The organism is Acinetobacter sp. M5A5_2a, assembly GCF_053345265.1.
On record NZ_JBKEZV010000011.1, the window covers coordinates 107,427 to 121,699 of the forward strand.

Here is a 14,273-nt window from a genome sequence, read left to right on the forward strand (position 1 = left end):
TATTTTTACGGTGCTTTGTTATAACTTTCTTCTTCTAAATCTTAACATTGATTGTAAAAGGACCTATAAACCGAATCTGACAAACTTGCTAAATGTGTAAAGATTTTTTATTGTGTTGACACCAAATCAGTTGGATATAGATGTATTACGCTTATGTCTGTAATAGAAAAAGAAACTTCAAATAGTTTATATCGCCAATGGCAGATTTTATCTCGCCTCCCTACCGGTAAATGGATCGGGACTCGAGAATTACAAGAAATGCTTGAACGTGAAGGTATTGATATCAGTTTAAGGACTATTCAGCGTGATTTAAACCAAATTGCTCAGCGCTTTCCAATAGAAAGCAATAAGGCTGTACCTCAGGGCTGGCGGTGGCAATCCGACGCGCCTATTCAGAGCTTACCTCACATGACTAGCTCTCAGGCAGTAACATTTATGATGGTTGAGGAGCATCTTAAACACTTACTTCCACCAAGTCTGCTTGATGAGATGGGGCCTTGGTTTGATTTGGCTAAACGCAGTCTCTCTACACAAAATAATGTTAGGCAATGGATTAACCGAGTACGCATCGTACCAGCAAGCCAACCTCTTATCCCGCCTGTAGTGGACCGAAATGCTCAACAAGCAATTTATGAAGGTCTACTCCAAGACAAACAAATAGAATGTATTTATCGGGCACGAGTTAATCAGGGCGAGAACAAAACCTATATTTTAAATCCTTTGGCTTTGGTACAAAAAGGTGCGGTAATTTATTTAATTTGCACCCGACATGACAAAACTGAAGTTCAAACATTTGCCTTGCACCGTTTTAAATCAGCAAAAGTCTTAGATAGTCGAGCACTACATCCTGTCAATTTTGATATTGATCATTATATCGATTCAGGCGCTTTAGGCTTTAGAGTGGACTACAAGCAACCAACTGAGTCAATTCAACTCACATTAACCATGACAGAGCAAACTGCTAGAACTTTCTATGAAAGTCAGTTAAGTAAAGACCAAACTATAATTCCACTTGAAGAAAATATCGTAGAAGTTACAGCGACCGTACCTTTTACATCTCAACTGGTGTGGTGGTTGCGTAGTTTTGGCAAGAAGTTACTGCATATCGAGCCTATACAAGTACACAATGCTGTACGAGAAATTGAATCTGAGAATAAATAAATATAAAAAAGAGAACCATAAGGTTCTCTTTAGATTTTGAATTATAATTTTCTTAATTTTATATTGGCTCTTATATTTATACTTGTTTTCAGATCAATGTGTTCTCCCCCTACAAAACTGACCTGCTCTTTCTTTTGCGCTATTTTGAACATAAGCATTGGCATGCCATTTCACTTCTATTGTAGCGAATTGATTTCATTGTCATGGTTAAAGCCCTCTTGTTTGAACGTGAATTTAATATAACTGGCTGCTTGAAATATGTGAAATAAGAAAAAAAGGAAGCGAAATCTATTTTCTTCCTTAGGAAGTTTTCATATATTTTTGAACAGAAAATAAAAAAGCCCAGTCTTAACTGGGCTTTTTTGCATTTAAAAGATTAAGCTGTTTTCTTAATCATATTATTTTTACGAATTGTGATCATTACAAGTTGAACAGCTGCTGGTGTAACACCAGGAATACGACTTGCTTGAGCTAATGTTTCCGGAAGAACCGTTTTTAATTTCTGGGTAATTTCACGAGATAAACCAGACACAATATCATAATTAAAATCGGTAGGAATTTTGGTTTCTTCAAGACGCTTTAACTGAGCCACATCTTCATGCTGACGGTTAATATAACCTTCATATTTCACAGCAATCTCGATTTGCTCACCAACTTGCTCAGAAACTTCAGAACCCGTAAGTTCGGCAATTTGACCAAAGTTAATATTAGGGCGTTTAAGCAAATCAATCGCACTACATTCTTTACTTAAGTCAGCACCCGTCATCTCAACGAATTTTTTACCCATAGGGTTATTTGGTGCTGCCCACAAATGTTGTAAACGAGAAGTTTCACGCTCAACCGCTTCCATTTTTTCACAATAAGCAGCCCAACGCACATCATCAACCAAACCAAGTTCACGCCCAACAGTCGTTAAACGCTGATCTGCATTGTCTTCCCGCAACATCAAACGGTATTCAGCACGTGAGGTAAACATACGGTATGGTTCTTTAGTACCTAAAGTAATGAGGTCATCAACCAATACACCCATGTAAGCTTGGTCACGCTTAGGTGTCCACTCTTCTTGCTCCCACGCGCGGCGTGCGGCATTTAAACCAGCAAGTAAACCTTGAGCACCTGCTTCTTCGTAACCTGTTGTACCGTTAATTTGGCCAGCAAAATACAACCCGTTAATAGCTTTAGTTTCAAGAGTGAATTTCAAAGCTTGCGGATTGAAATAATCGTATTCAATAGCATAGCCTGGACGCAAAATATGCGCATTTTCCATACCACGAATAGAACGAACCAGCTCGAACTGAACATCAAATGGAAGCGAAGTCGAAATACCATTTGGATAAAGTTCGTGTGTATCTAAACCTTCTGGTTCCAAGAATACCTGATGAGAATCTTTATCTGCGAAACGGTGAATTTTATCTTCGATTGATGGGCAGTAACGTGGCCCCACACCTTCAATAACACCGGTATACATTGGTGAACGATCTAAACCACCACGAATAATGTCATGGGTTTTTTCATTGGTATGCGTGATATAACAATTTACTTGTTCAGGGTGCATAGAAGCATCACCCATGAACGACATAACCGGAGATGGGAAATCACCCGGCTGTGGAATCATGACTGAAAAATCAACCGAACGTGCATCAATACGTGGTGGTGTACCCGTTTTTAAACGACCCACAGGTAATTTTAATTCACGTAGACGCTGAGCAAGTGCAATTGAAGGAGGATCACCTGCACGACCACCACTTGATTTTTCTAAACCAACGTGGATTACACCACCCAAGAATGTACCCGTAGTCAACACAACAGTTTTAGCGTCAAAGCGAATACCCATTTGGGTAACAACGCCTTTAACCGTATCACCTTCAACAATCAGGTCATCAGCCGCTTGCTGGAAAATATCAAGATTTGCTTGATTTTCCAAAGTATCGCGGATGGCAGCTTTATAGCGAACTCGGTCAGCTTGAGCACGTGTTGCACGTACTGCCGCACCTTTACGTGAATTTAAAATACGGAACTGGATACCACCTTTATCGGCAGCTAAAGCCATTGCACCGCCAAGTGCATCAATTTCACGTACTAAATGTGATTTACCAATACCACCGATTGCTGGGTTACAACTCATTTGACCCAAAGTCTCAATGTTATGGGTCAAAAGCAAAGTCTGTCGTCCCATACGCGCAGCAGCAAGGGCCGCTTCCGTACCTGCGTGACCGCCACCGATAACGATAACATCATAAACTTTAGGGTAGTGCATGAGTACAAAACACCAGAAAAAAAAAGACGGAACATTATAGCAAAATTATCTGTCTATTGATGTACATAATTACAAAATCATCTTCACATAATTTACGGTACGCCACATGATTTGACATTTTGTTTCATGAACTCAATACAAAGTGAATGTTATTAAAACAAATTCATCTTAGAATAAAAAATGTACAGCACTTCTATGACTTTAAAATTAACGCGACAAGAAGGAATACAAAATGAAAACGACTATGTTAAAAATCTTAACCGCATCTCTACTTTGTTTTTCAGGCGTAACGTTGACCCACGCTGCGACTAATCATACTGCTAAATCGACTCATATGGCTAAATCAAGCAAAACAGCTCATCATGCTGCTGAGTCAAGCAAATCAGAGATGCAAAAACAGCTGAGAGCTTGTACTAAAAAAAGTCAAGGTGAATGGGTAGCTTACAACCATAACGGCGTAATCTTTAATGGTACTTGCCAACCAAATGAAAATGGTAAGTTACAATTTAAAGCCCCTGCTCCTTAATCTGTTTCGACATGAGGTATAGAAGAAGCAATTTATTTTCCGCTATGCCCCCTCAGTATTTTTAAAGTCGGTCCATTAAAGATGGGCCGCTTTCTTTTTTAAAACTGTCTAGTCAGCTACAATGCTCCTTTAAATAAAATTTTTAGGTCCTTTTCGTGAAGTGGTTACAAATACACATTACCGTTGATCAAGCACAAGTTGAGTTCACAGAAACACTTTTAATGTCTCTAGGTGCGGTAAGCGTAACTCTGGATGATGCTGAAGATCAGGCTTTACTTGAACCATTACCAGGTGAAACACCTTTATGGAATAAAGTGATTGTGACAGGCATTTATCAACAAGACGAACAAGACCCTATTGATGTCGATACTTTAGAAGCTTTCTTAAAAGCTCAACTTCCAGACGCTCCTATCCGTCATGAAGAACTTGAAGATCAAGTGTGGGAACGCGCTTGGATGGACTATTACGAGCCAATTCAAATTGGGGAAAAGTTCTGGATCGTACCTGAATGGCTAGAGCCACCAGAAGCTGATGCAACTAATATTAAGTTAGACCCAGGTCTTGCGTTTGGTACAGGTAACCACGCAAGTACATTCTTATGTTTACAATGGTTAGGTAAAACTGACGTTAAAGATAAGATTGTCATTGATTATGGTTGTGGTTCAGGCATTTTAGGTGTAGCCGCTTTATTATTAGGCGCTAAAAAAGTATATGCCACTGATATTGACCCTCAGGCTGTTTTAGCAACAAAACAAAATGCTGAACTTAATGGCGTATTAGATCGACTATATGTAGGTCTTCCTGAAGAATTTGATCAAGAGTTCAAACCTCAACAGACAGATGTTTTAGTTGCAAATATTTTAGCGGGTCCATTAATGGCACTTGCGCCGGAGTTTGCAAATTTACTTAAATCTGACGGTGAGTTCGCACTTGCAGGTGTAATTGAAGAGCAAGTTGCTGATGTTTCACATGTTTATTCTGAATTTTTTGATATATTAGATGTCGAAAAACGCGAAGAAAATTGGTGTCGCATTTCAGGAAAACGTAAAACAATAAATTGAGATTTTTTAACTCATGAATGAAAAACAAACCCGCTGCCCTAAATGCTTAACAGTCTATAAAGTGTCTCTTACTCAATTAACTGTTGCTCAGGGTATGGTTTGTTGCCCTAAATGTGATTCGAGCTTTAATGCACTCACCCATCTGATTAATATTGAACAGCCTGTTATGGTTAACTCATCTACATTAGTCAACGGTTCAATGCAAACTAGATATATGACACATTCTCACGTGTTAGATATCTTTGATCAAAAAGTTGAGAATTCGAATATTGATCTTTTAACCTATCTCAACAACTTAAATTATTTTCACAACGAACCTATTAACGCTCTACCAAATCTTAATTTAGCTGAACAAGCATCTTCACAAGAACAAGACAATAATAAAAAGCATAGTTGGCTGTACTACACGCTTTGGAGCTCTGCCAACCTTATTTTAATTTTAGTCTTCACTTTTCAAATTCTTTGGTTTAATCCTAAGCTCATGCATGCAAGCCCAACCGTCAGCCATGCATTTAATTATGTATGTGAAATACTGCACTGCAATAAATCAGCTGAACAATATCAACTGATTTATATAGAAAAGTTAAAACTCCGCAAAGTTGACACAAGTCATACGCAATTTTCAGGCATATTGCTTAATCAGAATGATAAAAGCATTGGACTTCCTAACTTAAAGTTGAGTTTCGCAACAGAGTCAAACAAAACAGAAGAAATTATATTGACTCCTCAACAGTATCTTGTTGAAAACTTACGAGGTATTCAGCGCATTCCCTCGAATACCCCTTTCCGATTCCAATTTGAGCTAAACAGAAGCAAAAAAAGCCTACTAAATTATCGATTAGAAATTGTCCACCCCTAAAATGTAAAAAAAGTGAAAAAAAAATAAAAAAAAATGCAGTTAATTTGCTCACTTTTTCCTAGACAATGGTATGATACGCGCCACGAAAGCTTTGACTCATATACTCCTCGCTCTCAATCCAAAAAAAATACTGTTAAGCATGTGTGCTTTTCTACATTAAGCACATAGCCTAACTTTTTTTGTTTTTGAGGGAGCTGTAACAAATATTTAACTATTGTTACGCTTATTTTTTATTCAATACGAAGAAATATGGCAAGCTAATTGTTCTTATGTTTTAGAGTCACTGTTTTAGGATCTAAAACAGGACTCCGTATTTTTAGACCACATTTATATACTACTTTATCCAAGCTAGTATTTGATTTTCGGATTAACTCGCATGAATAGCAAATCTCCTATTTTTACTGCACAATCTGATGTTGCTCTTCGCATCCACGTGGATCGCGCAGTTCGTCATTATTTTGCACAATTGCAAGGTGAGCAGCCATCTCAGGTATATGACATGGTGCTAGCAGAAATGGAGAAACCTCTTTTATCTGTAGTTCTTGAATATACACGTGGTAATCAGACCCGTGCTGCAGAGATTCTTGGACTCAACCGTGGCACTTTACGCAAAAAGTTAAAAGCTCACGGTTTGATGAGTGAATAAATGATAAAATGCTCACGACGTCGTGGGCATTTTTTTATGCTTATTGGTTTTAATCCGTAGACTTGAAATTGTTGAATTAAACATCATGACTATTAAACGTGCTTTGATTTCTGTATCTGACAAGACAGGAATTGTCGAATTTGCTCAAAACCTTGCAGCTTTAGGGGTAGAACTATTATCTACAGGCGGCACATACAAGTTGCTTAAAGATAATAATATCGCTGTGGTTGAAGTATCTGAACATACTGGCTTCCCTGAAATGATGGATGGTCGTGTTAAGACATTACATCCAAAAATTCATGGCGGTATTCTCGCTCGCCGCGGTTTAGACGAAGCAGTAATGGAAGAACACAACATCGATCCGATTGATCTTGTTGTTGTGAACCTTTATCCATTCGCTGCAACAGTTGCAAAACCTAACTGTTCACTTGCTGATGCTATCGAAAATATCGACATCGGCGGTCCAACAATGGTTCGTGCTGCTGCTAAAAACCACGCTTCTGTCGGTATTGTTGTAAATGCTTCAGATTACGATACAGTTATTACTGAATTAAAAGCTGCTGGTTCACTTTCTTATGAAACACGCTTCGATTTAGCTGTTAAAGCATTTGAACATACAGCTCAATATGACGGCATGATCGCTTCTTACCTAGGTGCTCGCGTTGGCAAGACCGAAGGTGAAGCTGATTTATTCCCTCGTACGTTCAATACTCAATTAAACAAAGCACAAGATTTACGTTACGGTGAAAACCCACATCAATCTGCTGCATTTTACGTTGAAGCAAATGCAAAAGAAGCGTCAGTTTCTACGGCAAAACAGTTACAAGGCAAAGAATTGTCTTATAACAACATTGCAGATACAGATGCGGCACTTGAATGTGTGAAATCATTTGCAAAACCTGCTTGTGTGATTGTAAAACACGCTAATCCTTGTGGTGTTGCTGTTTCTTTAGACGGCATTAAAGCTGCTTACGATTTAGCTTATGCGACTGACCCAGAATCTGCTTTCGGCGGTATTATTGCATTTAACCGTGAGTTAGATGTTGCAACTGCTCAAGCAATTGTAGAGCGTCAATTCGTTGAAGTAATCATTGCTCCAAGTATTGCTGATGGCGTGCTTGAAGTTACTGGCGCTAAGAAAAACGTACGTGTTTTAGTTTGTGGCGAATTACCTGCGATTGACGCACGTGCACCACAACTTGACTACAAACGCGTTAATGGCGGTTTATTAGTTCAAGATCAAGACTTAGGTATGATTACTAAAGATGATCTTAAAGTAGTAACCAAATGCGCACCAACTGAACAAGAAATTGATGACCTCATCTTTGCTTGGAAAGTTGCGAAATATGTAAAATCAAATGCAATTGTTTATGCGAAAAACCGCCAAACTATTGGTGTAGGTGCAGGTCAAATGAGCCGTGTTAACTCAGCTCGTATTGCTGCCATTAAAGCTGAACATGCTGGTTTGGTTGTTGAAGGCGCTGTAATGGCATCTGATGCATTCTTCCCGTTCCGTGACGGTATTGATAATGCGGCTAAAGCTGGCATTAAATGCATTATTCAACCAGGTGGCTCTATGCGTGATGAGGAAGTTATTGCAGCAGCTGATGAAGCTGGTATTGCAATGGTCTTCACTGGTATGCGCCACTTCCGCCACTAATTTAAATTTAGTCCTCCCTAACCCTCCTTTCATTCAGGAGGGTTTTCCACAATAATGGAGCTAACTCTCCACCTTGAGGGATAGAGGGGGATGAAAAAGGATTAAAGTTAAGGAACAAATTAAAAATGAATATTTTAGTTTTAGGTAGTGGTGGTCGTGAACATGCTTTAGCATGGAAAATTGCGCAAGATACCAATGTTACTCAAGTTTTTGTTGCACCAGGTAATGCTGGAACTGCGACAGAAGACAAATGTCTTAATGTTCAGCTTGATATTTTAGACAACACAGCAATCATTGCTTTTGCTAAAGAAAATAATGTTGATCTTATTATTGTTGGTCCAGAAGCGCCATTAGTTAATGGTGTGGTAGATGCTGCACGTGAAGCAGGTTTAAAAATTTGGGGACCTACTCAATATGCAGCGCAGCTTGAAGGCTCAAAAGCATTTGCCAAACACTTTTTAAAGCGTCACAACATTCCAACTGCTTTCTATGACGTTTTCACTGAAGTAGATGCAGCCAAAGCTTATGTTGAAAAAAATGGTGCGCCAATTGTAATTAAAGCTGACGGCCTTGCTGCCGGTAAAGGTGTAATCGTTGCAATGACCAACGAAGAAGCTTTTGCAGCAATTGATGACATGCTTGCAGGCAACAAATTTGGTGATGCTGGTTCACGCGTTGTGATTGAACAGTTCCTTGCAGGTGAAGAAGCTTCTTTCATTTGTATGATTGATGGTAAAAATATTTTACCAATGGCAACTTCACAAGATCACAAGCGTATTTTTGAAGGTGATCAAGGTCCTAACACTGGCGGTATGGGTGCATACTCTCCTGCTCCAGTTGTAACTTCTGACATTTTCGAACGTGTTATGTCTGAAATCATGCACCCAACCGTAGAAGGTATGGCTGCTGACGGACATGTTTACACTGGTTTCTTATATGCTGGCCTAATGATTGATGAGCAAGGTCAACCACGTGTGATCGAGTTTAACTGTCGTTTTGGTGACCCTGAAACCCAACCGATCATGATGCGTTTAAAGTCATCTCTTGTTGAATTGGTAGAAGCTGGTATTGCTGGTAACTTACCAAAAGAAGCTGAATGGGATGAACGCAAGTCAATCGGTATTGTAATCGCAGCAGAAGGCTATCCTGATAGCGTACGCAAAGGCGATGTAATTTCAGGTATCGGACAATCACCTGAAGATACTAAAATTTTCCATGCAGGCACTGCAACTCGTGAAGATGGTCACATTGTGACTTCTGGTGGTCGAGTTCTTTGTGTAACAGCATTAGGCGACAGCGTTCTGGAAGCACAAATTAACGCGCTAGAAGTATGCGGACAAGTTAACTTTACGGGTATGCAATATCGTAGCGACATTGGCTACCGCGCAATTGCACGTGAAAAAGCTTAAAAACTTCACAAGTTTAAAACTTTAATGAAAAGCCTCTATATAGAGGCTTTTCTATCATGTGACACAATATAAGCAAATCGTATAAATCTTTATTATATTTCTAAAGATATCAATAAATAAAAAAGAAGCCCCCTATATCAAGCACACTTTTATTGATATGATTAGCATAACGTTGGAACTGTCAATAAACACTGCTGTTTTAATAATTTTCATAGCGACTTGCTCTACACATTATAACTGTAGAGAGTTTTTTAATGTTCTAAGTTTATGAACACTCGTTTGGCTAATGTTTGGGGATTAACTGTTTGGGGAAACAGTTTTTGTTTATAAAACAATTACCCTCTCCTACCGCCAAAATATGCAAGCAAATTATGAAACCCCACCAAAAGATACCAGAGTTTAAACCAGTTGTAATTCCAACTCCTCCCATTTCATATAGATATAGATCAATACTTATTTTTCTATATCTCCTCAATCAGGACTTTTTTAAATGAAAAAGCTGATCAGTCTTTTTTTAAGTATGTCAGTAGTATTATTGGCAGCATGTGGTAAACAAGAAAGTGCTCCACAAACAAACCAAAACAATGATAGCTCCCAATTACAAACGGTAGTAATTGCCTCTACAGGTTCAGATGCTGATATTTGGCGTTATATCGCAACTTTGCCTGAAACCCAAGCTGCTGGCTTAAAGTTAGAAGTGAAAAACTTCACAGACTATGTTTCTATGAATGCAGCCATTGCAAACAAAGAAGTAGATCTGAATGCTTTCCAATCTTATTCTTATCTTGTTGCATTTAATAAATCAAACCAAGATAAAATTGCACCGGTTTCTACCACATATCTTGAACCAATGGGTATCTATTCAAGTAAACATAAAAAAATTGATGAGCTCGCAGAGGGTGCAATTATTGCAATCCCAAATGATGCTGCCAACGAAGCTCGTGCTTTACTTTTATTACAAACAGCTGGCTTAATCAAACTTAAAGCTGATTTTAACCCAGCTCAAGGCAGTCCAAACGATATCATCGAAAATAGTAAAAAGATCGATATCAAACCAATCCAAATGGCAACTGCATTACGTATTAAAGACGAAGTTGATGCCGTTGTATTAGGTAACACCTTAGCAATGGAAGGTGGTTTGAACGTACTCAAAGATTCTATTTTCTATGAGCCTGTTGATCAAAGCACACGACTTAATGTTAACGTTCTTGCAACTGCTGATTCACGTAAAAATGATGCTGTTTTGCAAAAAGTTGGACAGCTATATCACAGTGCAGCAGCTAAAAAGTATGTAACAGAGCGTTTTGGTGGAACAAAAGTTGACGTAGATCAACCAATCAGCTATCTCTCAGAAGCTAAATAGTAATATAATAGCGGAAACGTGAAACAGGCAAACTCTCTTTGCCTGTTTTTTCTTTCCAGCATAGCTTCTGACGATATGATTCAATTTAAAAACATTTCAAAGCACTATCAGCTCAAAAGTCAAACCATACGCGCACTCGACCAAATCAATTTAGAGATTCCAGAGGGCAGTATTTTTGGCATCATTGGCTATAGTGGTGCAGGTAAAAGTACCTTAATCCGCCTGATCAACCTACTTGAGCGACCAACAGAAGGTCAAATCATTATTAATCAGAAAGATTTCACCGCTTTGGATGCACGCTCATTACGTCAGGAACGTGCAAGTATTGGCATGATTTTTCAGCACTTCAATCTGCTACAAACCAAGACGGTTGCTGAAAATATTGAAATGCCAATGCGACTACTGAATTACAATAAAGTAGAACGTGAAAAGCGCTTAAATGAGTTGTTGGAGTTCATTGATCTTAAGCATAAAAAAGATGCTTATCCAGATGAACTTTCTGGCGGACAAAAGCAACGTGTCGGTATTGCCCGTGCTTTGGCAAATCATCCAAAGATTCTTTTATGTGATGAAGCAACCTCTGCCCTAGACCCGCAAACAACCAAGTCAGTTTTAGAACTACTCAAGAAAATTAATCAAGAGCAAAAAATCACGATTGTTATGGTGACCCATGAAATGGATGTCATTGAAACTATTTGTGATCATGTGGCTGTGATGGAAGCAGGTAAAGTCATTGAACAAGGTTCAACGATTGATATCTTTAGTAAACCTCAACATCCAACCACTAAAAACTTCATTCAAACTGTTTTACATCAACAGTTGCCTGTGAATATTTTAAATCAGCTCGAAAACCAGCATCATCATAGTATTTACTGTTTACAGTTTTTAGGGCGTTCTGCTCAAGAACCTGTAATTCAGTCACTGATTAAAAAATTCGATATTAGCTTAAATATTTTATTTGCCAACATGACTGAAATTAATGGCACAGTCATTGGTCAAATGTTTGTGCAGCTTTTAGGTGATCCTCAGCTCATTAAGCAGGCTATTGAGTTTTTGGAACAAAATGAAGTGGGTGTAGTTCAATCAGGAGATCAAGTATGAGAGATTTAATCGTACAGTGGTTAACTGAACTCACTCAACCTTTCTGGCATAGTTCCCTTTCTATTGATCAGTTCGTAACAGCTTTACAAGAAACCTTTCATATGGTTTTCTTCGCACTTTTGTTTGGCGGCATTTGGGGATTTATTCAGGGAATTATTTTATTAGTTACCCGTCCAGAAGGCATTTTACCCAATAAAGTGATTTATCATTTACTTAATCCAATTGTAAATGCTTTACGCTCTCTTCCTTTTATTATTTTACTCATTGCAGTGATTCCTCTTACTAAGCTATTAGTAGGTACTTCAATTGGTACGTGGGCAGCTATTGTTCCATTGACTATTTATGTTGGCCCTTATATGGGACGTCTGATTGAAACTTCATTGCTTGAAGTAAATGAAGGAATTATTGAATCTGCTCAAGCGATGGGTGCTACACCTTGGCAAATTATCTCTCGCTTTATTTTGCCGGAAGCACGCAGCTCACTCATTTTAAACCTTACCACAGCGACAATCAGTCTTATTGGTGCAACCGCCATGGCTGGTGCTGTTGGCGCAGGTGGTATTGGTGATTTAGCAATTTCGTATGGTTATCAACGTTTTGATACTAGCGTTGTGATTTTAACAGTCATTATCCTATTGCTATTAGTACAGATTGTACAGACGCTAGGGAACTGGCTCGCCAAGCTCCGTTAAGTCATCCATACAAAAAAAAGCTCTCTTCTAGGGGGCTTTTTTTGTTTTATATCACCCTGTTCTTAAAGACAGTTGAGTGCATGGCTCAATACCATTTTCTGGTATGATCAGAATTAGTCATTATTCATTTACTCTTTGGATTTAGTTTCAGGATAAAACAATGCGTTATAGAATTCATTTTATTGATGTGCAGAATGCCCTCCAAAACTATATCTGGATTTTAGAAGATACTGAAACCCAAGAAGCTGTTGCAGTCGACCCAACAGAAGCAGAACTGGTAACTCAATTTTGTCAGAACCATCAGTTAAATTTGAAACAAATCTGGCTTACTCATTGGCATAAAGACCATATCGGGGGTGTTGCTGATTTAACTGCTGCCCAAAATATTACTGTGTATGGCCCACGTGATGAGCTCACAAAAATTTCGGGAATTACTCACCCCTTACAACATGATGATCATCTAAAATTTAATGATTTAAAAGTAGAAATTATTGCAACCCCAGGTCATACCTTAGGGCACATTGTATATTTTATTGAAGAATTAGAGGCTGTATTTTGCGGTGATACCTTATTTGCAATGGGATGTGGTCGATTATTTGAAGGCACAGCTGAACAAATGTATCACTCACTGAGCCGTTTAGCAGCATTACCAACCCATACAAAAGTATATTGCACGCACGAATACACGCTTTCAAATGCCGAATTTGCCTTAACAGTAGAACCGCATAACCATGCCTTATTAGAACGAGCTGAAGAAGTCCGTGAGCTACGTAAACAAGGATTAATCACCCTACCAAGCACGATTGAACTTGAATTAGCAACCAACCCCTTTCTTCGCGCAGAAAGTGTTGAAGACTTCGCCCACCTGCGTGCTCTTAAAGATAATTTCTAAAATTAAGCTTTCAAAGAAGATATGGTTTCATTTAAGAACTGTATCTTTTTGCTTATTACCTGTTGCCTGTAATTATTTTTTACATTTACTCTGTTTTTTATTTGCTCATTATTCTAAAAACAACGTTGAATTTATATTTTTTAAAAACACTCAAGAAAATAGCTCTTTAAATAAAAAGTTATTATTTTTTAGTAATATAACGCACTTATGATTTTATAAAAATAAAATCTTTTCTTACTTTTTTACAAGTTGAAAAATAAAAAAAAGTTTTACCCCTTTAAAAAATCTAATTAAAACCCTATTAATAAATAAGATGTAATGCCACGGATAGAAGGAGTTCTCACGTGAAAAAGGTTGTTAAAGCTAAAAATTTGATTGCGTTTCGTATTTGGTTAGAAAAGTTAGGATATTCAGTTAAAAATCTTGCTGACGGGAAAGGTTTTACTTTTAGTTTTAAAAAAGAATATGGTTTGGTGACCTGTGAGTTAGCAGGTAATTCATTAGCTATGCAATTAGGTGAAGAGTTTGAGGATCACTTAAAAGCATAATTTTTCACGACTTGATTTAAATTACTGTCTGGTCTTTATTGAAAGATAAGTAATGTTGCAGAACTTTAGAATGGCTTAATTAAAAATATATTTTTAGA

General features: G+C 38.1%; 13 protein-coding genes. 12 read left to right on the forward strand and 1 reads right to left on the reverse strand.

The features are described from left to right. Positions 1 to 153 precede the first annotated feature (153 nt). Positions 154 to 1,161: a helix-turn-helix transcriptional regulator gene (locus ACLBWE_RS15360; protein WP_447603872.1), complete on the forward strand. Its 1,008-nt coding sequence runs from the start codon at positions 154 to 156 to the stop codon at positions 1,159 to 1,161. Positions 1,162 to 1,537: 376 nt separating this feature from the next. Here ACLBWE_RS15360 and mnmG read toward each other — a convergent pair whose 3' ends face one another. Then, positions 1,538 to 3,418, reverse strand: coding sequence for a tRNA uridine-5-carboxymethylaminomethyl(34) synthesis enzyme MnmG (gene mnmG / locus ACLBWE_RS15365; protein ID WP_209831101.1), 1,881 nt, complete (start codon positions 3,416 to 3,418; stop codon positions 1,538 to 1,540). Between the two features lie 232 nt (positions 3,419 to 3,650). Here mnmG and ACLBWE_RS15370 point away from each other — a divergent pair, with 232 nt between their 5' ends. The 11 genes from ACLBWE_RS15370 to ACLBWE_RS15420 all read left to right on the forward strand — a co-directional run bounded on the left by ACLBWE_RS15370 (position 3,651) and on the right by ACLBWE_RS15420 (position 14,175). After that, a complete protein-coding gene (locus ACLBWE_RS15370) occupies positions 3,651 to 3,944 on the forward strand; it encodes a hypothetical protein (protein ID WP_198495491.1) in 294 nt (97 codons plus the stop codon). A gap of 155 nt (positions 3,945 to 4,099) precedes the next feature. After that, positions 4,100 to 5,005 (forward strand): 50S ribosomal protein L11 methyltransferase, encoded by a 906-nt coding sequence (gene prmA, locus ACLBWE_RS15375; protein WP_447603875.1) that lies wholly within the window; start codon positions 4,100 to 4,102, stop codon positions 5,003 to 5,005. 13 nt (positions 5,006 to 5,018) lie between these two features. Further along, positions 5,019 to 5,864: a DUF3426 domain-containing protein gene (locus ACLBWE_RS15380; protein WP_348948092.1), complete on the forward strand. Its 846-nt coding sequence runs from the start codon at positions 5,019 to 5,021 to the stop codon at positions 5,862 to 5,864. 376 nt (positions 5,865 to 6,240) lie between these two features. Continuing rightward, a complete protein-coding gene (gene fis, locus ACLBWE_RS15385; protein WP_001086304.1) occupies positions 6,241 to 6,510 on the forward strand; it encodes a DNA-binding transcriptional regulator Fis in 270 nt (89 codons plus the stop codon). A gap of 85 nt (positions 6,511 to 6,595) precedes the next feature. Next, positions 6,596 to 8,170 (forward strand): bifunctional phosphoribosylaminoimidazolecarboxamide formyltransferase/IMP cyclohydrolase, encoded by a 1,575-nt coding sequence (gene purH / locus ACLBWE_RS15390; protein WP_035361157.1) that lies wholly within the window; start codon positions 6,596 to 6,598, stop codon positions 8,168 to 8,170. Between the two features lie 125 nt (positions 8,171 to 8,295). Next, complete coding sequence (gene purD / locus ACLBWE_RS15395) at positions 8,296 to 9,579, forward strand: phosphoribosylamine--glycine ligase (RefSeq protein ID WP_447603879.1); 1,284 nt, start codon at positions 8,296 to 8,298, stop codon at positions 9,577 to 9,579. 490 nt (positions 9,580 to 10,069) lie between these two features. Continuing rightward, positions 10,070 to 10,942 (forward strand): MetQ/NlpA family ABC transporter substrate-binding protein, encoded by an 873-nt coding sequence (locus tag ACLBWE_RS15400; RefSeq protein ID WP_005039576.1) that lies wholly within the window; start codon positions 10,070 to 10,072, stop codon positions 10,940 to 10,942. A 75-nt stretch (positions 10,943 to 11,017) separates the two neighbouring features. After that, positions 11,018 to 12,043, forward strand: coding sequence for a methionine ABC transporter ATP-binding protein (locus tag ACLBWE_RS15405; protein ID WP_003652515.1), 1,026 nt, complete (start codon positions 11,018 to 11,020; stop codon positions 12,041 to 12,043). Continuing rightward, on the forward strand, positions 12,040 to 12,735 hold the full coding sequence (locus ACLBWE_RS15410) for a methionine ABC transporter permease (RefSeq protein WP_003652516.1): 696 nt from the start codon (positions 12,040 to 12,042) through the stop codon (positions 12,733 to 12,735). The genes ACLBWE_RS15405 and ACLBWE_RS15410 overlap by 4 nt, the downstream gene beginning before the upstream one ends. A gap of 160 nt (positions 12,736 to 12,895) precedes the next feature. Continuing rightward, positions 12,896 to 13,627, forward strand: coding sequence for a hydroxyacylglutathione hydrolase (gene gloB, locus ACLBWE_RS15415; RefSeq protein WP_348948097.1), 732 nt, complete (start codon positions 12,896 to 12,898; stop codon positions 13,625 to 13,627). Between the two features lie 344 nt (positions 13,628 to 13,971). Beyond that, positions 13,972 to 14,175 (forward strand): hypothetical protein, encoded by a 204-nt coding sequence (locus ACLBWE_RS15420; protein ID WP_003652518.1) that lies wholly within the window; start codon positions 13,972 to 13,974, stop codon positions 14,173 to 14,175. The last annotated feature ends 98 nt before the right edge of the window (positions 14,176 to 14,273 follow it).